18 protein-coding genes and 1 pseudogene are annotated in these 19,087 nt (G+C 72.3%); 5 read left to right on the top strand and 14 right to left on the bottom strand.

The features are described from left to right. Nucleotides 1-10: 10 nt before the first annotated feature. From AB0O28_RS22435 to AB0O28_RS22415, 5 genes are all read right to left on the bottom strand, one after another. Entirely contained in the window at nucleotides 11-307 is a 297-nt protein-coding gene (locus AB0O28_RS22435; RefSeq protein WP_363643093.1) for a hypothetical protein, read from the bottom strand. A gap of 202 nt (nucleotides 308-509) precedes the next feature. Next, a complete protein-coding gene (locus AB0O28_RS22430; protein WP_363643091.1) occupies nucleotides 510-1,004 on the bottom strand; it encodes a carbonic anhydrase in 495 nt (164 codons plus the stop codon). Nucleotides 1,005-1,117: 113 nt separating this feature from the next. Beyond that, nucleotides 1,118-1,438: a hypothetical protein gene (locus AB0O28_RS22425; protein WP_363643089.1), complete on the bottom strand. Its 321-nt coding sequence runs from the start codon at nucleotides 1,436-1,438 to the stop codon at nucleotides 1,118-1,120. A 16-nt stretch (nucleotides 1,439-1,454) separates the two neighbouring features. Further along, complete coding sequence (locus AB0O28_RS22420; RefSeq protein WP_363643088.1) at nucleotides 1,455-2,465, bottom strand: SPFH domain-containing protein; 1,011 nt, start codon at nucleotides 2,463-2,465, stop codon at nucleotides 1,455-1,457. A 117-nt stretch (nucleotides 2,466-2,582) separates the two neighbouring features. Then, nucleotides 2,583-3,335 (bottom strand): SDR family NAD(P)-dependent oxidoreductase, encoded by a 753-nt coding sequence (locus tag AB0O28_RS22415; RefSeq protein ID WP_363643389.1) that lies wholly within the window; start codon nucleotides 3,333-3,335, stop codon nucleotides 2,583-2,585. On the opposite strand from AB0O28_RS22415, the pseudogene AB0O28_RS22410 reads away from it, so the two are divergent. Continuing rightward, nucleotides 3,334-3,417 (top strand): annotated as a pseudogene (locus AB0O28_RS22410) (TetR/AcrR family transcriptional regulator); the annotation flags it as partial. The gene AB0O28_RS22415 and the pseudogene AB0O28_RS22410 sit on opposite strands and share 2 nt — an antisense overlap. Nucleotides 3,418-3,852: 435 nt before the next feature. On the opposite strand, the gene AB0O28_RS22405 reads toward AB0O28_RS22410, so the two are convergent. Continuing rightward, nucleotides 3,853-4,353 (bottom strand): carbonic anhydrase, encoded by a 501-nt coding sequence (locus tag AB0O28_RS22405; RefSeq protein ID WP_363643086.1) that lies wholly within the window; start codon nucleotides 4,351-4,353, stop codon nucleotides 3,853-3,855. A 137-nt stretch (nucleotides 4,354-4,490) separates the two neighbouring features. Here AB0O28_RS22405 and AB0O28_RS22400 point away from each other — a divergent pair, with 137 nt between their 5' ends. Next, complete coding sequence (locus tag AB0O28_RS22400; RefSeq protein ID WP_363643084.1) at nucleotides 4,491-4,865, top strand: VOC family protein; 375 nt, start codon at nucleotides 4,491-4,493, stop codon at nucleotides 4,863-4,865. 4 nt (nucleotides 4,866-4,869) lie between these two features. Here AB0O28_RS22400 and AB0O28_RS22395 read toward each other — a convergent pair whose 3' ends face one another. Next, on the bottom strand, nucleotides 4,870-5,151 hold the full coding sequence (locus AB0O28_RS22395; protein WP_363643082.1) for a hypothetical protein: 282 nt from the start codon (nucleotides 5,149-5,151) through the stop codon (nucleotides 4,870-4,872). A gap of 2 nt (nucleotides 5,152-5,153) precedes the next feature. Further along, nucleotides 5,154-5,639 carry a hypothetical protein gene (locus tag AB0O28_RS22390; protein ID WP_363643080.1) on the bottom strand — a complete coding sequence of 162 codons (486 nt, stop codon included), beginning with the start codon at nucleotides 5,637-5,639 and terminating at the stop codon, nucleotides 5,154-5,156. A 288-nt stretch (nucleotides 5,640-5,927) separates the two neighbouring features. Here AB0O28_RS22390 and AB0O28_RS22385 point away from each other — a divergent pair, with 288 nt between their 5' ends. Next, a complete protein-coding gene (locus AB0O28_RS22385) occupies nucleotides 5,928-6,896 on the top strand; it encodes a helix-turn-helix domain-containing protein (RefSeq protein ID WP_363643078.1) in 969 nt (322 codons plus the stop codon). Nucleotides 6,897-6,950: 54 nt separating this feature from the next. On the opposite strand, the gene AB0O28_RS22380 is transcribed toward AB0O28_RS22385, so the two are convergent. Together AB0O28_RS22380 and AB0O28_RS22375 are read right to left on the bottom strand one after the other, a co-directional pair. After that, nucleotides 6,951-9,479: a DNA topoisomerase IV subunit A gene (locus AB0O28_RS22380; protein WP_363643076.1), complete on the bottom strand. Its 2,529-nt coding sequence runs from the start codon at nucleotides 9,477-9,479 to the stop codon at nucleotides 6,951-6,953. Between the two features lie 225 nt (nucleotides 9,480-9,704). Further along, nucleotides 9,705-10,289: a GNAT family N-acetyltransferase gene (locus tag AB0O28_RS22375; RefSeq protein WP_363643074.1), complete on the bottom strand. Its 585-nt coding sequence runs from the start codon at nucleotides 10,287-10,289 to the stop codon at nucleotides 9,705-9,707. A gap of 163 nt (nucleotides 10,290-10,452) precedes the next feature. Here AB0O28_RS22375 and AB0O28_RS22370 point away from each other — a divergent pair, with 163 nt between their 5' ends. Continuing rightward, on the top strand, nucleotides 10,453-13,035 hold the full coding sequence (locus tag AB0O28_RS22370; protein WP_363643072.1) for an Hsp70 family protein: 2,583 nt from the start codon (nucleotides 10,453-10,455) through the stop codon (nucleotides 13,033-13,035). On the opposite strand, the gene AB0O28_RS22365 is transcribed toward AB0O28_RS22370, so the two are convergent. Beyond that, nucleotides 13,019-14,887: a dynamin family protein gene (locus AB0O28_RS22365; RefSeq protein ID WP_363643070.1), complete on the bottom strand. Its 1,869-nt coding sequence runs from the start codon at nucleotides 14,885-14,887 to the stop codon at nucleotides 13,019-13,021. The genes AB0O28_RS22370 and AB0O28_RS22365 overlap by 17 nt on opposite strands. Continuing rightward, a complete protein-coding gene (locus AB0O28_RS22360) occupies nucleotides 14,871-16,883 on the bottom strand; it encodes a dynamin family protein (protein ID WP_363643068.1) in 2,013 nt (670 codons plus the stop codon). Before AB0O28_RS22360 ends, AB0O28_RS22365 begins: the two co-directional genes overlap by 17 nt. An 81-nt stretch (nucleotides 16,884-16,964) precedes the next feature. Between AB0O28_RS22360 and AB0O28_RS22355 the strand changes: the two genes are divergently transcribed. Further along, nucleotides 16,965-17,519 carry an RNA polymerase sigma factor gene (locus AB0O28_RS22355; protein WP_363643066.1) on the top strand — a complete coding sequence of 185 codons (555 nt, stop codon included), beginning with the start codon at nucleotides 16,965-16,967 and terminating at the stop codon, nucleotides 17,517-17,519. Between the two features lie 7 nt (nucleotides 17,520-17,526). On the opposite strand, the gene grpE is transcribed toward AB0O28_RS22355, so the two are convergent. Beyond that, a complete protein-coding gene (grpE, locus tag AB0O28_RS22350; RefSeq protein WP_363643064.1) occupies nucleotides 17,527-18,543 on the bottom strand; it encodes a nucleotide exchange factor GrpE in 1,017 nt (338 codons plus the stop codon). Between the two features lie 176 nt (nucleotides 18,544-18,719). Beyond that, on the bottom strand, nucleotides 18,720-19,040 hold the full coding sequence (locus AB0O28_RS22345) for a hypothetical protein (protein ID WP_363643062.1): 321 nt from the start codon (nucleotides 19,038-19,040) through the stop codon (nucleotides 18,720-18,722). Nucleotides 19,041-19,087: the final 47 nt, after the last annotated feature.

Raw genomic sequence — 19,087 nt, 5'->3', positions numbered from 1 at the left:
TGTCGTGAGCTCAGCATCCCTGGGCGGAGAGGAAGTCGAAGAGCTCCGGATGGAAGTTCACCGTCCGGCAGGCGTAGGTCCCGAACGGGATGGCGACCGTCCCGCCGCCGACGGTGCCGGTGGTGCTCGGCCCCGTGCAGCCGCTTGCGAGGATGACGTAGCCGACTATGTCGGATAAGAAGTTCCGGCTGCCGCTCGTGCAGGTGTAGGTGGCGGCACCCTGCGCCGCGGCGGGAGCGGCGGTGACGGCGCTCGCCAGGACGACTGCGGCGCAGATCGTGGACACGCGCGTGACCAGAGCCTTCATGGGGGGGCGTCCTTCCGGGGGAGGAGATGCGCGGACGCGTGCCTTCCTACCCGGACAACCCTGGCCCGATCTGGCAGGCGGCGTCCGGAAGCGGCCAGTTTCCGAACGCGGCCAGCCGAATGTGATCAGTCGAATGCGGCCGGTATCCGAACGCCGCCGGGGGTGGCCCGGGCTGCGCGAGGTAGGACGGCCGGGGGCCCGGTCAGGGCTTGACCTCGCGCAGGCGTCCGGTCTCGACCTCGTAGACGAAGCCCCGCACCGAGTCCTTGTGCGGGATGAACGGGTCGGCCTTGATGCGGTTGAGCGACTGGACGACGTCGGCGTCGAGATCGGAGAACGCCTCGGCGGCCCAGTCGGGCTTGATCCCGACCTCCGCCTCGATGTCCCGGCGGAAGCCGTCGTCGGTGAAGGTCAGCATCCCGCAGTCGGTGTGGTGGATGAGGATGATCTCGCGCGTGCCGAGCAGGCGCTGGCTGATCGCCAGGCTGCGCCGCTCGTCGGCGGTCACCACGCCGCCGGCGTTGCGGATCACGTGAGCGTCGCCCTCGTTCAGCCCGAGCAGGCCGTACACGTTCAGCCGGGCGTCCATGCAGGCGAGGACGGCCACACCGCGCGCCGGAGGCAGCGGCAGGCGCCCCTTGTCGAAGACCGCGGCGTATCGCTCGGCGTTCGCGAGGAGATCGTCGGTGACGCTCATGTGGTGCCCTTTCGGATCGCGGGAATCGCTGGCCCCACTGTTGCCGGTTATTCCTACCAAGTCAATAGGTAAGTGACCGTCCGTGAAAGAGGGATTCCCGATGGTCACCGGGCTCAGCCGGACTCGATCTCCAGTGTGCTGACCCGGTTGCGGGCCTCCAGCATGCCCTCACGGTAGAGATCGTCCCAGTTGGGGTCGTCGTCCCGGATGGCCCTGACCGTCTGCCGGGTCACCTCCACCGGCCCGTTGCGGCCGGGGGTGACCTTCCGTACGACGATCAGGGTCCAGCCGTTCTCCATTACCGTGTCGGCCTCCCAGCGGGCCCCGCCCGTGGTTCGCCCGGACGCCGGCTTCGCGCCGCGTGCGAGTGTCACGAGCAGATACACGAGCACGGCGATGACGATGAGCGTCATCGGAAGGGCGAGCAGGCGCATCGGGGTTCCCGGCTCCCTACTTGGTGGGCAGAGCGACGCCTCCAGTATTGCCCGGCGCGTAGACCGTGATGCCCTGGGGCAGAGCCTTGAGCTTCTCGATCTCCGCACAGGTGGGGCACCTGTTGTAGCCGTCCTGCCGGGCCTTGTTGGCATCCGCCTCGGCGCGCGCCTGGGCGACCTTCGCCTGCGCCTCGGTGACCTTCGCGAACGCGGCCTGCGCCTGGTTGACCGCCTCCTGCACCTCGGTGGGCAGGGTCACCCGGGAGAGGTTGAAGTGGATGCCGGTGAGGTAGTCGGCGCCGAGGGTCGACTTGAGGTCCTCGGCCAGGCTCGTGTTCACCGCCTCCTGGATTTTGGCGATGTTGCCGTTGTTGCCCTGCTGCGGCGCGCCCGCGTTCTGCTGGCCGCCGCTGTTGTTCTGCACGAGGGCGCAGGAGGAGACCAGCTCCGCGCAGCGGAAGTTGTTGATCTGGGCGCGCAGGTCGTTGTCGATCACCGGCCGGATGATCTGGTCGAGGAAGGCGGACCAGCCGTCGTCGCCATCGTAGGGGTAGTAGGTCTTGCCGCTGGTGTCGCGGAACTTGCGCGTGCCGAACTTGTCGTCGAACGACTTCAGCGTCGCGTGGTCGAGGTTGAGGCCGAAGTACAGCGTGCCTTCGATGCCCATGTTGACGCCGTCGCTGCTCGGCACGTTCACCACGTCGACGCCGGACCTCTCGCCGTGGCCGGCGTTCGAGGTGATCGTGTAATACCGCTGCTGGGCGGGGTAACGGTGGATCTGCGACCACCAGCCGATCCAGGTGACTCCCGAACCGGGGTCGATGACCTGGCGGACCTTGTTGTCGTCGAGCGGGCCGCCGTCGCGGACGACCGCCACCTCGCCGCCGCTGGTGCGCTCGAACCCGCTGAACGCGCCGATGAGGGCCGGCGCCCCGGCGACGATGAGCACGAGGATCGCCACGATGGCGATGCCCCGGTAGGACCGGCGCGACGTGCCGCCGGAGGCAGCGGGGGAAGAGCGGGGCATACGGGCTCCTTGTGGGGGCGCGGAACCGGTGGCGGTACCGGGGAAAAAATCACATGTCGTCGGCAGGACAACGTAGCAGCCCGGCGCCCCGGTTCCTGGCCGGCGGCCGCGACGACGTCAGCGCGCGAGGCCGGGCGTGAGCTCGTCGGCCACCGGCCGCGTGACCCCCCGGCCGATCAGCGCCATGAGCTTGCGCGGCCGGCGTGGCATGAGGTGCGCCATCGTCAGGGTGCCCCGGCCCGGTGCCACGTAGCCGCAGTCACGGTCGAAGGCGCGCAGGGCCGAGGTGACGACCTCATCAGGCGTGGTCATCTTGGCCCCGATGGCGGCCTTCCTGGTGCCGATCCGGTCGAAGAACGCCGTCTCCACCGGTCCGGGCGTCACGGCGAGCACCTTCACGCCGCTGCCGCGCAGTTCGCTCCACAGCGCGAGGCTGAAGTTGAGCACGAAGGTCTTCGACGAGCCGTAGGTGGCGAAATACGGGGTGATGCTGAAGCCTGCCGTGGATCCTACGTTGATCATCCCGCCGGCGCCCCGCGCGAGCATCCCGGGCACGAACGCGTGGGTCAGTCCCACCAGCGCGACGACGTTGACCATGAGCTCCTGGTGCTCGCGTTCAGGGGCGATCCGGGCGAAGTGGCCGGCCGTGCCGAAGCCCGCGTTGTTCACGAGCAGGTCCACGGTGAGTTCGCGGGCGGCGACCTCCTCGGCGACCCGGGTGGCCGCGTCGGGGGCGGACAGGTCCTGGACGAGCACCTCGGCCCGCACGCCATGGTCGCGGCGTATCTCGGCCGCGAGCGCCTCAATCGCCGGTGCGGACCTGGCGACCAGGACGACGTCGTGGCCGCGGGCGGACGCCGAACGCGGCATGCGAGCGATCATGACGGCGGCGGAAGAGGTGTTGAGCGGTAACCCGCTGGCCACGATGGAGCAGGTCGCCGAGGCGGCGGGCGTGGCCAGGGCGACCGTGCACCGCAGGTTCGCCAGCCGTGAGGCGCTGATCGAGGCCATGGAGGTGGCCGCGTGGCGGGAGATCCAGGAGGCGGTGCTCGCCGCGCGTCCGCACACCGCTCCTGCACTGGTGGCGCTGCGCCAGGCCACCGCCACCATCGTGCAGATCAAGCTCGGCTGGCGATTCACACTCGCCCGCGAGTTGCCGCTCAGCGAGGAGGCCCAGGCCGTGCAGGCCGAGGTGATGGAGGTGTGCGAGGCGGTCTTCGCCAAGCTGCTGGGCCCCGACGCCGACATCGTGTGGGCCAGATCCGCTGCCGCGAGCGCCCCGCACGGCGGGGCCGCGACCGCCGGCCGGGGGACGCAGACCCCGGAGAAGGCGCCCCGCCCGTCCCGTACGGCAGGCCCGGAGCCCGCCGTACGGGACGGAAGGGGGTCAGAGTTCGACGGCCTGGAGCCGTCCCGTGTGCACGTCGTACAGCGCGCCGCCCACGACGAGGTCGCCGGGGAGATAAGGGCTGGACTTGATGCGGGTGATGTCGTGCAGCAGTGCGGCCCGCTGGTCGGGGACCGTCTGGAACTCCAGGCTGCGGGTGTCGACGCCGTACTCCGCGGCGATGAGGTTGTGGACGTCCTCGTCGGTGGACTTGGACATCCGGCAGTCGGTGTGCGGCATCACCAGCACGCGGTCGACGCCGAGCAGGTAGACGGCGAGGACGAGCGTGCGCAGGACGTCGTCGGTCACCCGGGCGCCGGCGTTGCGCAGAATCTTCGCGTCGCCGGCGGTCAGACCGAGCAGGCCGAGGGGGTCGATGCGGGAGTCCATGCACGTCACCACGGCGAGCCCACGTGCGGCCCGGCCGCTCAGGCCGGAGTGAGTGAACGAGGTCGCGTACTTCTCGTTGGCGGCAAGCAGATCGTCGAAGGCACCGGTCATGTCAGAGATGTTGCCCGATGCGCTTTCGCCTGCCACCGCGGGGGGTGGTTTTCCTTCTATCCCGGGGGAGTGGCTTCCGGTAAGACACCGGTATAAGGTTTTTGCTGGTGTTGTATTCGACGAGAGAGAGGTCACCTGTGAGCGGTGTCGCGCGCATGCACTCGGTCGTGCTCGACTGCCCGGAGCCGAAGGTCCTCGCGGACTTCTACGCCGGGCTGCTCGGCTGGAAGGTCGCCCACGAGGAGGAGGACTGGATCACCCTCGCCGGGGACGACCAGACCCGCCTCGCCTTCCAGCGGGTCGCCGAGTTCGTGCCCCCGGTCTGGCCGTCCGCCGAGCATCCGCAGCAGTTTCACCTCGACCTGGTCGTGGACGACATGGCCGAGGCGGAGAAACAGGCGCTCGCCCTGGGCGCCGTCAAGCACGAGCACCAGCCCGGCGAGGGAATCGGCTGGGCGGTCTTCCTCGACCCCGTGGGCCACCCGTTCTGCCTGTGCGTCTCGTCGGGCTGACCCCTCAGCCGGGCATGTCGGAGGCGGCCTTCTCTCGCGGCGTACGCGCCAGGCGCCGCAGGACGAGAAGGCCGCCGATCCCCGGCAGCCAGGCCAGGACCTTGCCGGTGAGGTCGCCGTCGCGGGCGGCGGCCACGACGACCACCAGGTACGCGCAGCCGTGCAGGGGGCCGGCGAGCGAGGAGACGGGCGCCAGGTGCACGGTGGCCAGATTGGCCAGGAGGACGGCCAGGGATCCCAGCTCGACGGCGGAGGCGACGCGCAGCGCGGAATGAGGGCGCGACATGGTCAGACTCCCGTGGTCGAGCCGGGGCGGACGATCATCAGGACCGTGACGGCGGCCCACAGCACGTTGAAGACGCCGGTCAGCATGGCCAGCCGCGCCACCCCGCGATCGCCGGCCGGCGCCGGGTCCCCGGCGGTGAGCCGGGCGAGGACGGCGTCCTGACGCGGCAGGACCGCCAGGGCCAGGATCGCGGCCGCCGCGGCGGTGAGCAGGATGGACGCGATCACCCACGCGTCGCGCAGCACGCCGAGGCCGCTCGCCGTGGCGAACCCGAACACCGGTACGGCCAGGCCCGCGACGGCGTAGACACGGCAGACGCGGTGCAGGACGCGGAGCGCGGGCAGACCGCCGATCCGCGTGTCCACGTCCGTCGAGCCCCGGTCCGTCGAGCGACGCGCGGCGGCGGGGAACATGCTCGCGGCCACGGCGACCGGGCCGATCGCGAGGATCGCGGCGAGGACGTGCACGGCCAGGAAGAGCTTGGTCATCGTGCGCGGTCTCCGATCGGCGGGCGGCCGGCGCGGACGGGAACCGGGACCGCGTACGGCGCGAGGACGTCCGGCGGATCGAACCCGTCGAACAGCACGAACTGGGCCGGCATCGGCATGTCTCCTTGTCGTCGGCGATGCGATCACCAACCGTAGGAGCACCTCTCGGCCTGATCCCAGCGGCGAGAACGACAAAGACCAACGGATTCTCGCCAACGGCCGTCGCCTGGGCGTTCACGGGTACGCCCTGGCACCACCACTGGCGGGATTCCGTCTATGGTGGCGATCGTGCACATCGTGGCGATCCTCGCACTGGACCATGTCGTGCCGTTCGACCTGGCGACCCCCATCGAGGTGTTCGGGCGTGCCCGCCTGCCGGACGGCCGCGGGCCGTATCGGGTGCGGGTGTGCGGACCCGGCCCCGAAGTGGAGACCGAGGCGTTCGCGCTGCGCGTGCCGTACGGCGTGGACGCGCTGGCGGAGGCCGACACGGTCATCGTCCCCGGCTGCTCGGAGCGCGCCGGGCCGCCCCGGCCCGAGGTGCTGGAGGCGCTGCGCGACGCGGCCGCGCGGGGCACCCGCGTCGCCTCGATCTGCGCGGGCGCGTTCACGCTCGCGGCGGCCGGGCTGCTCGACGGCCTGCGGGCGACGACGCACTGGGCGGCGGCGCCCGCGCTGGCCCGGCGGTTCCCGCTGGTGGACGTGCGGCCGGACGTGCTGTACGTCGACAACGGGCAGGTGCTCACCTCGGCGGGCGCCGCGGCCGGGCTCGACCTGTGCCTGCACATGATCCGGCGCGACCACGGCTCGGCCGTCGCGGCCGACGCCGCCCGCCTGTCGGTGATGCCGCTGGAGCGGGAGGGCGGGCAGGCCCAGTTCATCGTGCACGAGCACCCGCCGGTGCCGGCCGGTTCACTGCTGGAGCCGGTGCTCGCGTGGATCGAGGACAACCTCGGTCGCGACCTCACCCTGCGGGAGATGGCGGCCCGCTGCGGGATGAGCGAGCGGACGTTCGGCAGGCGCTTCAGGCAGCAGACCGGCACCACCCCGCTGCAGTGGCTGCTGCGCGCCCGGGTCAGGCGGGCGCAGTACCTGCTGGAGAACACCGACCACGGCGTCGAGCGCATCGCCGCTCAGGCAGGCTTCGGCTCGCCCACCGCGTTCAGGGAGCGGTTCAAGCGCGTCGTGGGGACGACGCCGCAGGCGTACCGCTCCTCGTTCTCCACCGCGTTCCACGGCGGCTCCGCCGCCACCTGAACAGCGCCTTCACGCCCCGGCGGGGCACGCCTGCCGGGGCGTGAAGGCGCGGGGCTATGAAACCGGCTCTTCGCCGCCGGTGTCACCCGTGGTGGCCATGCCGCCCTCCGTCACGGCGGACTCCTCGCCGCCGTCCGCTCCCAGCGCGCCGCCGATCGCGGCGATGGCGTGCACGAGGCGCACGCCCGAGCCGTCGCGGCGGCCCAGTTCCTCCGGCAGCGGCACCGGCTTGCCGGTCGAGGAGACGGCCTTGACCGGCGCCGGGCCGGCGTAGGCGAGCAGCAGGACGTCCTCGCCCTTCAGGAAACGCTGGGCGCGCACGCCGCCGGTCGCCCGTCCCTTCGGCGGGAAGTCGGCGTAGTCGGATACCTTGCCCGCGCCCATCTGGGTGCCGGGCAGGGCGGTGGAGGAGCCGGCGACGGTCACCACGCGCGCCTCCCGCACGGGATCGACCACGCCGAAGAAGACGACCTTGGCGTCGCCGTCGAGGCGCACCCCGGCCATGCCTCCCGCCGGGCGTCCCTGCGGCCGTACGACGGAGGCGGGGAAGCGCAGGAGCTGCGCGTCGCTGGTGATGAAGACAAGGTCGTGGTCGGCGGAGGTCAGCTCGACGGCGCCGACCACCACATCGCCGTCCCGCAGCCCGATCACCTCGAACTCGTCGCGGTTGATCGGATATTCGGGCACGACCCGCTTGACCACGCCCTGGGCGGTGCCGAGGGCGAGTCCCGGCCCGTCGGGGTCGAGCGAGCCCAGGCCGACGACCTTCTCGCCGGGTTCGAGCGAGACGTACTCCGACACCGGATGTCCGCCGGCCAGCGTGGGCGGGTTGGCCGAGGGCGGCAGTGCGGGCAGGTCGATCACCGAGACCCGGATCATGCGGCCCTGGGACGTCACCACGCCCACCTCGCCGCGTACGGTCGAGCGGACCACCGACACGAGCACGTCGTGCGCCGCGCGCTCGCCCTCGCCGGAGATCGGCGTGGCGTCGGTCGTACGGGCGAGCAGGCCGGTGGACGACATCAGCACCAGGCAGGGGTCGTCGGGCACCTCCAGCGGCACGACGGCGGCCCGGGCGGCATCCGACGACTCCAGCAGGACCGTGCGGCGCGGCGTGCCGTAGGTCTTGGACACCTCGGCCAGCTCGGACGACACGACCTTGCGCAGCCGGTCCTGCGAGCCGAGGATCTCGTTCAGCTCGGCGATGTCGGCCTGGAGCTGCTCCTTCTCCCGGTCGAGCTCCAGCTTGTCGTAGCGGGTGAGGCGGCGCAGCGGGGTGTCGAGGATGTAGTTCGCCTGGATCTCGCTCAGCCCGAAGGTCTCCATGAGCCGCGCGCGGGCCTGAGCGGAGTCGTCGGACCCGCGGATCACCTGGATGACCTGGTCGATGTTGAGCAGCGCGATGATGAGGCCGTCGACGAGGTGCAGCCGTTCCTCGCGCTTGCGCAGCCGGAACGCCGAGCGCCTGCGCACCACGTCGAGCCGGTGGTTCACGTAGACCGACAGCAGCTCACGCAGGCCGAGCGTGCGCGGCTGACCGTCGACGAGGGCGACGTTGTTGATGCCGAAGCTCTCCTCCATCGGCGTCAGCCGGTAGAGCTCCTCCAGGACGGCCTCCGGGTTGAAGCCGTTCTTGACCTCGATGACCAGGCGCAGGCCCTTGTGCCGGTCGGTCAGGTCCTTGAGGTCGGAGATGCCGTTGAGCTTCTTCGCGTTCACCAGCTCTTTGATCTTGGCGATGACCCGCTCGGGGCCGACGTTGAACGGCAGCTCGGTCACGACGATGCCCTTGCGGCGCGGGGTGACCTGCTCGATCGTCGCCTTGGCCCGCATCTTGAAGGTGCCGCGGCCGGTCTCGTACGCGTCCCTGATGCCGTTCAGGCCGATGATCGTGCCGCCGGTCGGCAGGTCGGGGCCGGGGACGAAGCGCATGAGCTCGTCGAGCGTCGCGTCCGGCTTCCTGATCAGGTAGCGGGCCGCCGCGACGACCTCGCCGAGGTTGTGCGGGGCCATGTTGGTGGCCATGCCGACCGCGATGCCCGAGGCGCCGTTGACCAGCAGGTTGGGGAACGCCGACGGCAGGACCGACGGCTCGGTCTCCTGGCCGTCGTAGTTGGGCTTGAAGTCGACGGTGTCCTCGTCGATCGACTGCACCATGAGCATGGCGGCCGGGGCGAGGCGGGCCTCGGTGTACCGCATCGCCGCGGGGGCGTCGTCGGGAGAGCCGAAGTTCCCGTGCCCGTCCACCAGCGGCAGGCGCATCGAGAACGGCTGCGCGAGCCGCACGAGCGCGTCGTAGATCGCCGAGTCGCCGTGCGGGTGGAGCTTGCCCATCACGTCGCCGACCACACGGGAGGACTTGACGTGCCCGCGGTCCGGGCGCAGGCCCATCTCGCTCATCGCGTAGAGGATGCGCCGCTGGACGGGCTTGAGCCCGTCGCGCGCGTCGGGCAGCGCGCGCTGGTAGATCACCGAGTAGGCGTACTCAAGGTAACTCGCCCGCATCTCGGCGGACACGTCGATGTCGACGATCCGCTCCTCGAAGTCCTCGTCCGGCGGGGGTGTCGTCGTGCGTCGGGCCATGTCGTGGTTTCCTGCGTGTCGAGGAGCCGGGCCCCGGCCCATCGGGACCGGGGAAGGTCAACGTCGGTGGTGCGTCTCGAACATTCTGCCGAGAGTTCACCCTGTTCGCGACTCACCACCATACTGCCGGGCCCGCGCCGGCCGTTCCGGCTTCCCCTATGGGACCGCCGCCGCGGGCCCGGGAACGGCTTCGCCCCCCGCCCCGGTCGTACGGGCCGGGGGTGGTCAGTCGCGGGGGCCGGCGCCGGGCCACGGGCCGGGCGTCTCGCCCTCGTCCTCGTCACCCGGCACGTTGAGCTTCTCGTCGTAGACACGGAAGCCCCTGGCCTTGTAGTTCGCCAGCGCGGCCGGTCCGTCGAGCGAGCAGGTGTGCACCCAGACCCGTCGCGTGGGCCGCAGGCCGGGCCGTCGCTCGGCCATGTCCCAGGCGCGGGCCGTGCCCTCGCCGAGCAGCCAGCCGCCGAGGCCCTGGCCGATCGCGTACGGCAGCAGCCCGAAATAGGCGATCTCGACCTCGCCCTCGCGGGCGTCCAGTTCCACGTACCCGGCGGGTGTGCCGCGCACCCAGGCCACCCACGTCTCGACGCCCGGCCGGTCGAGACATTCCTTCCACTGCTTCCAGGTCCACCCCAGACGCTCCGTCCACTGCCAGTCGCCGCCCACGGCGGTGTAGAGGAAGCGGCTGAACTCGGGGCTGGAGACCTCGGCGCGGACGATCTGCACGGACATCGCAGGGGGCCGTCCCGGCCGCAGATCGGCGGGGCTGGTCTGTTCGAGATACCAGGTGGTCACGTCCATAACGGCATTCATCCAACCATCCCCGGCAGTCCGCTCGCCTGCAACAGTCCGTTCCGGGGTCCCGAGGAATTCCGTCATGTCGCTTTCCCTCCTTTCCGGTCCGGCTTCACTTCGGCAACGTCTGTTGTCCGGCAGACCGATTTCCGCCACTATCGCAGCGGAAAGGAGCTGGTCGATGGCGCGCTGGTCCCTGGGTGTGGATCTGGGTACGAGTTTCTCCGCGGGGGCCACGGCGGCCGACGGCAGGGTGGACGTGCTCGAAGTCGGCGGCGAGCGGCGCCTCCCCTCGACCGTGCTGCTGAACGAGCAGGGAGTGCTGGTCGCGGGCCGCGTGGCCCACCGGGCGCTGATGCGGTATCCGGAGCGCGCGGAGCGCAACCCGAAGCGGTACGTCGGCCGGTCCACGATGCTGCTGGGCGCGGTCCCCGTCGATGTCAAGGACGCGCTGGCGGCCCTGCTGGAGCTGTTCGTCGCGGAGGGACGGACCCGCTTCGACGGCGCCGCACCCTCGGTGGTCGTCCTCACCTGCCCGGTGGCGTGGCGGGAGGACCGCCGTGCCGTGCTGAGCGCCGTCGGGCATGCCGTGGTGCCCCGGGCCCGGGTCGTCATCGTGGAGGAGCCCGTCGCCTCCGCCCTGCACTACGCCTCGATGCACGGGGTGAGCGGGGGCGGCAACGTCGCCGTCTACGACCTCGGCGGCGGCACGTTCGACACGGCGGTGCTGGCGGCCAAGGGCGGCGACTTCGACGTGATCGGCGAGCCCGGCGGCGACGACATGATCGGCGGCGAGGTGTTCGACGAGCGCGTCTACGCGTTCCTCGGCGGTCAGCTGGAACGGTCCGCCGCCGAGTGGTGGACAGAGATCAGCACAAACCCGGACCGGAAGTACCGCGCCGCCGCCGCCGACCTGCTCGACGAGGCGCGGCTGGCGAAGGAGACGCTGTCGGCGTACGAGACCGCGAGCCAGTACGTGGGCGGCGCCGACGTGGACGTCGAGATCTCCCGGGCCGACCTCCACGCGCTGGTGGGGCCGGACATCGTGCGCACGGCCGACATCCTCGACGAGACCATCGTGCGGGCGAAGATCGACAAGCGGCGGCTCTCGGGCATCTTCCTGACGGGCGGCGCGAGCCGGATGCCTCTCGTGCACGAGACCCTGCGCGCCAGGCACGGAGGCCTGGTGCGCACCTACGACGACCCCAAGATCGTGGTGGCGCTCGGGGCGGCGCGGCTGGCCTGGAGCGTGCAGGAACGGGAGCACGGGGGCCGAACCCGGCCCGGTCCCATGACAGGTCCGCATCCGTCTCCGCATCCCGGCCCCGCTCCCGTGACGGGTCCGCATCCGTCTCCGCATCCCGGCCCCGCTCCCGTGACGGGTCCGCATCCGCTTTCGCATCCCGGCCCCGCTCCCGTGACGGGTCCGCATCCGTCGCCGGCGGTGGGGCCCGTGACAGGCCCGGCGCCCGCGTTCGTGCCCCGCCCCGCTCCCGCTCCCGAGCGGGCCGCCGGACCGCTCAGGCCGCTGCTGGACGACGTGTTGTCCGTCCAGGTGACCCCCAACGGCGTGTACGCCCTCTGCGCGGGCAACGTCCTTCGGCGGCTGGACCTGTCGACCTGGCGCGTGGACCGTGAGCTGGCCTTCGGCATGGTCGCCGACTGGTCGGCCACGGAGGAGGGGCTGCTGCTGGCGGAGCTCGGTCCCGCCGGCCGCCCCGGTCCCGCCGCCCCCCTGCTCCGTACGCTCACCCCCGAGCTGACCGTCCGGTCCACCACTCCGCTGCCCGGGGCGGCCGCCGTGCGCACCCTCGCCAGGGGCGCGGTCGGCTGGGCCTTCCACCGTACGGCGGCTCCCGTCGGCAACTCGCACGGGCTGCCGTGGGGGGAGACGGGCAGCCTCGGCGTGGTGGAGGTCGGGCTGAGCGGTTCACTCGCGGGAGAAACGGCCAAGGCGCCCCTCGGCCCGTCCGCGCAGTGGTTCGTCAACGAGAACAACGGCCTCCGCCGCCTGCACGATCAGGACACCCCGACGGGAGGAGAGCCGGCGCTCGCGGTGGGATCGCCCGGCTGCGTGGTGGTGCTGGGCCAGTACCGCGGCACGACCGGGCTCCACCAGAACGCACAGCAGGCGTTCGACCCCTGGCAGGTGCTGTGCCTGATCGATCCGGGAGGCGGGATACGGCGCGTCGACCGGCGCCCGCCGAACTGGCTGTACCAGGCGGTCCTGCACCAGTCGATGTGGTTCGTCTCGACGACGGCGGGACTGGAGATCGACGTGGCGCCCGGCCCGCCGCGCGTGGTGATGCGCCGCTCGCGCAGCGGCGCCCTGCGCTGGTTCCCGGCCGGGCAGGAGATCTACGCGGTGGGCATGGACGGCGTCCTGCCGTCCCGGGGGTGGTCGGTGTCGCACTGTGACCGCGACACCGGGGAACTGCGCGTGCTGCGCCACGAGCCGTCGGCGGCCCTGCTCGGCCACCTCACCTCACGTGAGCGCTCCGAGCGGCCCCGGGTGGTCGCGGACGGCGACGGGCTCTGGATAGGGGTGACCGGCGACCAGGCGTACTCCCGGATCCTGCGGGTCACCCCGGGCGGGGTGACCGAGGCGCTCTGCGAGCGCGGCTGGGTCGAGCCGGTCGGGGCGGTGCCGTCCGGGCTGCTGGTGTTGCATCACCCCGAGACCGTCCCGGTGCCCGGCACCGGCGCGTATGGGCCGGGCACACTCTGCCTGCTCACACACTGCCTGCTCACGCCAGGGCGTTGACCGCCGGCCCGATCTCCCCCCGCAGCGCGAGCGCCCGCTCGGTCAGCTCCCCGGCCCGGGCCAGCCGGTCGGCGGCCCGCCGCCGGGCCTGGCCGCGATCGGCCGCCGACCGCCCGGCCGGGGCCCGCAGCTCGGCCCTGCGCGCCTCCAGTTCCTTGCGCTGCCCGGCGAGCGCGATGTCCGCGGTCTCCTCGACGGCCACCCGCCAGCTCGCCACCTCCCGTTCGAGGGCGAGGGTGATCTCGCCGGCCGCCTGGGTGAACTGCTCGCTCACCAGCCTGCGCAGCGCCGCCTGGTTACGGTGCACCTGCTCCCACTCGCGCCGGCGGCTCATCACGGCCGCCGCGATCGCCGGGCCGATGAGGAACCCGATGGGGTTGAGGTGGGCGAGCGCCATCCCGATGGTGACCGCCATCGTGGCGGCGGGCACACCCTCGCGCAGCAGGTCGAGCTTCGCCGACTCGCCCGGCTCGCTCTGCAGCTCGTGCGACCACACCGTGGGCATCGACAGCTTCGCGAGGTCCATCTCCATCGGCTCAAGGCCGAGAGCGGCGAGGAACTCGTTGAGCGCCCGGCCGACGAGGCGGGACACCTCGGCGACGATGTCGTCCCAGGCCGCCCGGATCGACTGCTCGACGCTCTCGGGCAACTGCGCGAGATACCGCTCGAGCGCCGCCCGCGTGCCGAGCTCCGAGATCGCCTGCTCGTACGGCTGCCGCACCCGCGCCAGCCGGGCGCGCACGATCGCGCTCACCTCACGCCCCAGGAACTGGTTGCCCACTGCGTGGCGGCGCCGGTCGCGCATCGTCCGGGTGAGCTCCTCCAGGGCCTTGTCCACCTCGGCCAGCCGCCGTGCCGCCTCGGCGCCGTCCTCCGACGCGCTCGCCACGTCGTCCTCGGCCACCGCCGTCAGGGACGACAGGACCGATACGCAGGCCGACACCACGGTGGCGCTGCGGGTCAGCTCCCGCCCGCCCGCGCACGCCCGGATGTAGTCCTCCAGCGGGCCCATGCCGCTGCGCTCCTGGAGCTTCGCGGCCCGGTCCTCCCGGCCCAGTGAGCGCTGCGCGGCCGCCGCCTCGGCCAGCTTCGCGCTGACCGGCAGCCACGGCGCCTCCAGCAGCGGGGCGAGCGCCGCCGCGGTGCCCGGCGAGGACCGCCCCGCGTCGGCGACGAAGGTCGCCAGCCTGCGCCGGTTCTCCTCCAGCAGCGCCTGTGCGTTCGCCGAGTCCTCCACCTTCGTCAGCACGAAGGCGACCGCCTGCACCCGCTCCATCGCCTCGGCGAGAAACTCCAGCTCGTGCCGGAGCACGGGCTGATCTTGGGCGCTCAGCGCGAACAGCAGCGCGTCGGCCCGCTGGAGGATCGCGACCGTCGCCTGACGGTGGCCGAGGGTGAGACTGTCGACGCCGGGGGTGTCGAGCAGGCGCACGCCGTCGAGCAGCGGATGGTCCATCGTCACGTCCACGCCGAGGACGTCCCTGCGCTTGGCCGGGTCGCCCGTCGTGGACGCGTAGTCGGCGATCTGCTCGGGGTCGATTTCGACGTCCCCGTCGTTCCTGTGCACGGTGGCCGACAGGACCGGCCCCCGCCGCAGGGTGAGGTGGCAGTTGGTGGCGACGTCGGCGTCCACCGGGAGCAGGCCGGGCCGGCCCACCAGCGCGTTGATCAGCCGGCTCTTGCCGCGCTTTTGCGCCCCGGCCACCACGATCGTGGTCTCGGTCTCCTTCCACCTCGCCGCGACCTCCACGAGGGTCTGCGACAGGTCCGCGCGGCCGCACTGCTTGGCGAACGCGTTCACCTCGTTGGCCAGGCGAAGCACCTGCTGGACGAGGTCAGTGGTGACCGGCATGCGGGGAGTCTCCTTGCGCGATGTGGCGTGCGTGCACGGCGATGAGGGCGAAGGCGTCGCACACGCTCTGCGCCGCCCGCCGATCCAGTACGGAGGTCAGGAGCTGGCCGAGCGAGCGGAACCGGCCGCTGAGCGCCGCGGCGAGCGCCGCGACGTCCGCCGGCGCGGCCGCCGGGCCCGCCCCCACCAGGGCCGTGGGGCCGCCGCCGGACAGCAGCCGCCGCAGTGCCTCCTTGTCGGCGGCGGGGACCAGCGGGGACGCCAGGAGCCTGCCGACGGCGTCCCCCGGAACGTCCACTGGAACGTCCACCGGGGAGATGCCGTGAACGTCCGCCCCCGGCCCTGCGGTGGCCGGGGGAGCCGGCACCGCGAGGTCCTCGAGCACCCGCAGCACGTCACGAGCCCGCTGACCGCCCACCCGGCCCCGGTCGATCATCGCCTGCGCGCGCCAGCGCTCCGTGGCCGCCCGGGCCGCCTCGGCCACGTCGCGGGCGGGCGTCCCCGGCGGCAGGCCGAGTTGCCCGGCGGGGTCGTCCGTACGGGCCATGCGGAACAGCTCGGCCTGCATGTCGCCGGGCAGCACCAGCTGTCCCCGGCCCACGGCCTCAACCGCGGCGAAGATCCGCAGACCGCTCAGCCCGGCGGCGATGGGCCGGGTCTCGTCGAGTTCGGCGGCGAGCACGTCGAGCGCGGCCCGGTCGGCCCCGGTGGCGTCCTCGAGCGCCAGCCGTCGCAGCTGGGTGATGGCCGTCAGGGCCTTGAGCTGCTCGGCACGCCGCGCGAAGTGGGCCAGACCGGCCGCGACCGTGCCCGCGCTCGCCGCGGACCCGAAGCCCGACTTCTCCAGCAAGGTGCGCCGCAGCGCCTCCTCGCCCTCCCTGACCGCGGCGACCGCCACGCGCAGGCCGTACCTGTGCAGCCGCGCGACGAGCCTCCGCGTCAGCTCCGCCGGGATCGGCGACTCGGGCGGCCCGGGGATGTCGTCGAGGTCGAGCAGCAGGAAGTCGAGGTCGTCGTCGTCCAGACCGGCGAGCGCGGTGAGGGCCTCCAGCTCCTCGGGCCCGAGGGCGGGAGTGCGGGCCGTCTCGGCCAGCAGCCCGATCACCGGGACCACGTCGAACACCGACGTGCGCAGGTCCTCGTACGCGCGCGCGGCGAGCCTCCGCGCGGTGGGCCAGGGGTCCTCCTCGTCGCCCCGCCGGTCGATCTGGGTCAGTACGGCGAGCGTGTTCACGCAGGACATGCCACACGCGTCGGTGAGCGAGCGGAACTCGGCGAGAGTGGCGTCGTCGAACCTCTGGACGTAGCGGAGCACGTAGATCAGTGCCTGCGCGCGGTCGTCGTCCCCGTCGGTGCCGAACAGCATGCGCCGGGCCGCCTGCTCGTTCTCGGCGGTGACCGTGTTCATGCCGGGCGTGTCGATCACCGTGATGGCGCGCAGGGTGTCGAGGGCGAGCCGTACGCGCAGTCGCCGCACCCGCTCGGGAGGCACTCCGAGATCGGGCGGCATCCGATGGCCGGGCAGCAGCCGGGTGACCACCACCCGGCCGTCCTCGCACTCGGCCTCCACACGGCCGTCGTCGTCGCCGTACTCGTACTGCGTGACCAGTCGCGTGCACTCACCCGCGTCGACGGGGGCGACGGGCAGCCCGAGCAGGGCGTTCACCAGGGTGGACTTGCCGCTGCTCACCGCCCCGGCGACCGCGATCTTCAGCGGCGCGCCGAGCCGGTCGCGGATCTGCCCGACGCGGCGTCGCAGCGCGGGATCGGTCAGCCTGGCGGCGGCGGCGTCGCACAGCGCGGTGAGCCGCTCGGCGGGGCCGGGGCGGGGGAGCGGCGACGGCTCCGAACCGTCGGCGCTCATCGTCACGTCGAGCATGTCCCGGCTCTCCTGGGGGGTGGGTGACGGCAGCGAGCCGTACAGGAGGTCATGGAAGCAGACGACGTCGTCGTTATCGGCGGCGTCGAAATGTCCATTGTTACGTTCCAATATCATGCCGCCTCAGCCCATATCGGTGAAAGCCCCGGCATGGTGTCATCGTCGCAGATCGTAATCAGCACGGAGGGTGCGCGGCGCATGCCTTCTCCTCTTGTCAGCGACGACGAGGGCACACTCCTCGCGGCGGCACGGGCCGGGGACGTCCAGGCGTTCGGTGTTCTCTGGACGACCGTCGAACGGCGGGCCTTCGGCTTGTGTTTCCACCTCACCGGCAACCGGGCGGACGCGCTGGACGCGTTACAGGAAACGCAGATAGCGGTATGGAGGGGGCTGGCCGGGTTCCAGGGCAGAGCACCGTTCGCCGCCTGGGTGCTGGCCATCGCGCGCAACGCCTCTTTGGCCCTGGTGCGCGGCAGGTCCTCCCAGGAGGATCCGCTGGTCCCCCACACGGACCAGCGTACGGCGCGAGAGGCGGCCTTCGACGAGACGGTGGCCGGCCTCGTGGACCTGCGCAGGGCCCTGGGCGCCTTGCCTCCGTCGCACAGGGAGGCCCTGCTGCTGTGGGCGGGCGGGCTGACGTACGGGCAGACCGCCGCGGTGCTGGAGGTTCCGGTGAACACGGTCAAGGTCTGGATCTTCCGGGCCCGCGCGAGCCTGCGGGACCTGGTGGGAACGCCGGAACCGGCGGGGTGAGCCGGTCTCATCGGGGCGGGTCCCCGGCCAGCCGATAGACCACGACGCGGGGCACCCGGAGGACCCGGTCGCCGTCCACGTAGCCGCAGCGGGTGGTCTCCGCGACGAGATCGTGCATGGCGGGATCCGTGGTGGGTGTCACCCTGACGGACTCGTGGACGCGTCCGTCGAAGCGCCGGCCGACGGCGCGCACCTCCCGCACGCCCACCGTGTGGAGCGCGTCGTGCAACCGTTCGCCCAGGCCGGGGAACCGCGCCGACAGCTGGTCCCGGTGCCGGATGCAGGCCTGGACGAGCGCGTCGCGATCAGGCGGGCCGTCCGCGAGCAGCCGCTCGATCTGCTCGCTGACGGCCCGGCTCGCGCCGCTGCCCGCGACGTACTCGAGTGCCCGGATCAGGGCTTGCTGTGCGCCGGCCTGAGAACTCGCCGCTCGTGACGATCCGGTCGGCGCCGGTGCGAACTCCTGCTCTGGGTCCGGGTGGGCGCCGGCGGATTCCGGCTGCGGAGTGAAGGCCGGCGGCGCCGCGGTGGCGGCGTCGTACGGCCGGGGGCTTCCCGCGCCGGGCGGGGACGTGCCGGGCTGAAGTGTGCCGGATTGCGATGGGCCGGATTGCGATGGGCCGGGCTGGGACGTGGCGGGCTGGGACGTGGCGGGCTGGAGCGGGCCGGCAGGTGATGGGCCGGGATGCGAGTGGCCGGGGTGGGGCCGGGCGTGCTTGGCGGACCACAGCACCACCAGCGCGGCCACCGCGATCACGGCGAGCAGGAGGAGGACCGCTCCGCCCCACCAGAGCACCTGTTCCCCGCCGATGTGGTGCAGCCACCCGGTCAGCCCGCCGCCGGTCGCGCCGGTGTCCGGCGGGGCGGCTTCGCCCGCGTCCCGCGCCGGACGGGTGAGTGGCGCGGGCCGCTCCGGCCCGGGGGCGGCGCAGGCCGTGACCCCCGTAAGGCAGGCGAGGACCGGTGCCGCGGACAGCGCGGCGGCGACGCGCCGGCGCAGGGGCGCGGATCTTGGCGGCTGCATGGACGTTCCTTCCGGCCTGGTGCAGTCGTGTTCGCTGAGGCCGAGGCGTGCGCTCAGACCGAGGCGTGCATCGTCACGCCGGGCGGGGAGGCCCGCACACGCGGTGCGCCGTGCCGGGCCTCCGCATCCCGGGACGGGGCGGTTTCCGCCCCGTCCCCTTTCCGCAGGTGTCTCTGCTACGCCGTGGCGTTGGGGAACAGGTCGCCGTCGCTGCCCACCGTGTAGCTGGTCACCGTGACGTCGTTGACGCCGTCGTTGTCGGTGTCGAAAAGCTCCTGGTCGGCCACGCCGTCGCCGTCGACGTCGACGTACTCGGTGTTGGCGATCCCGTCACCGTCGGTGTCGTAGCGCTCCACGTCCGCGACTCCGTCGAGGTCGGTGTCGGTGAACTGCGCGTCGGTCACGCCGTCACCGTCGATGTCGACGAGTTCCGTCTCGTAGACGCCGTCGCCGTCGGTGTCGATCCAGTCGCTTCCGGCGTCGCCGAAGGTCTCCATTGCCGTCTCCATGTGGTGCGTCGGAAGGTGTCTCGCCCCGCGAGGAC

The organism is Microbispora sp. NPDC088329, assembly GCF_040685655.1.
Classification (GTDB): Bacteria; Actinomycetota; Actinomycetes; order Streptosporangiales; family Streptosporangiaceae; genus Microbispora.
This window is presented reverse-complemented; position numbering and strand designations above follow the sequence as displayed.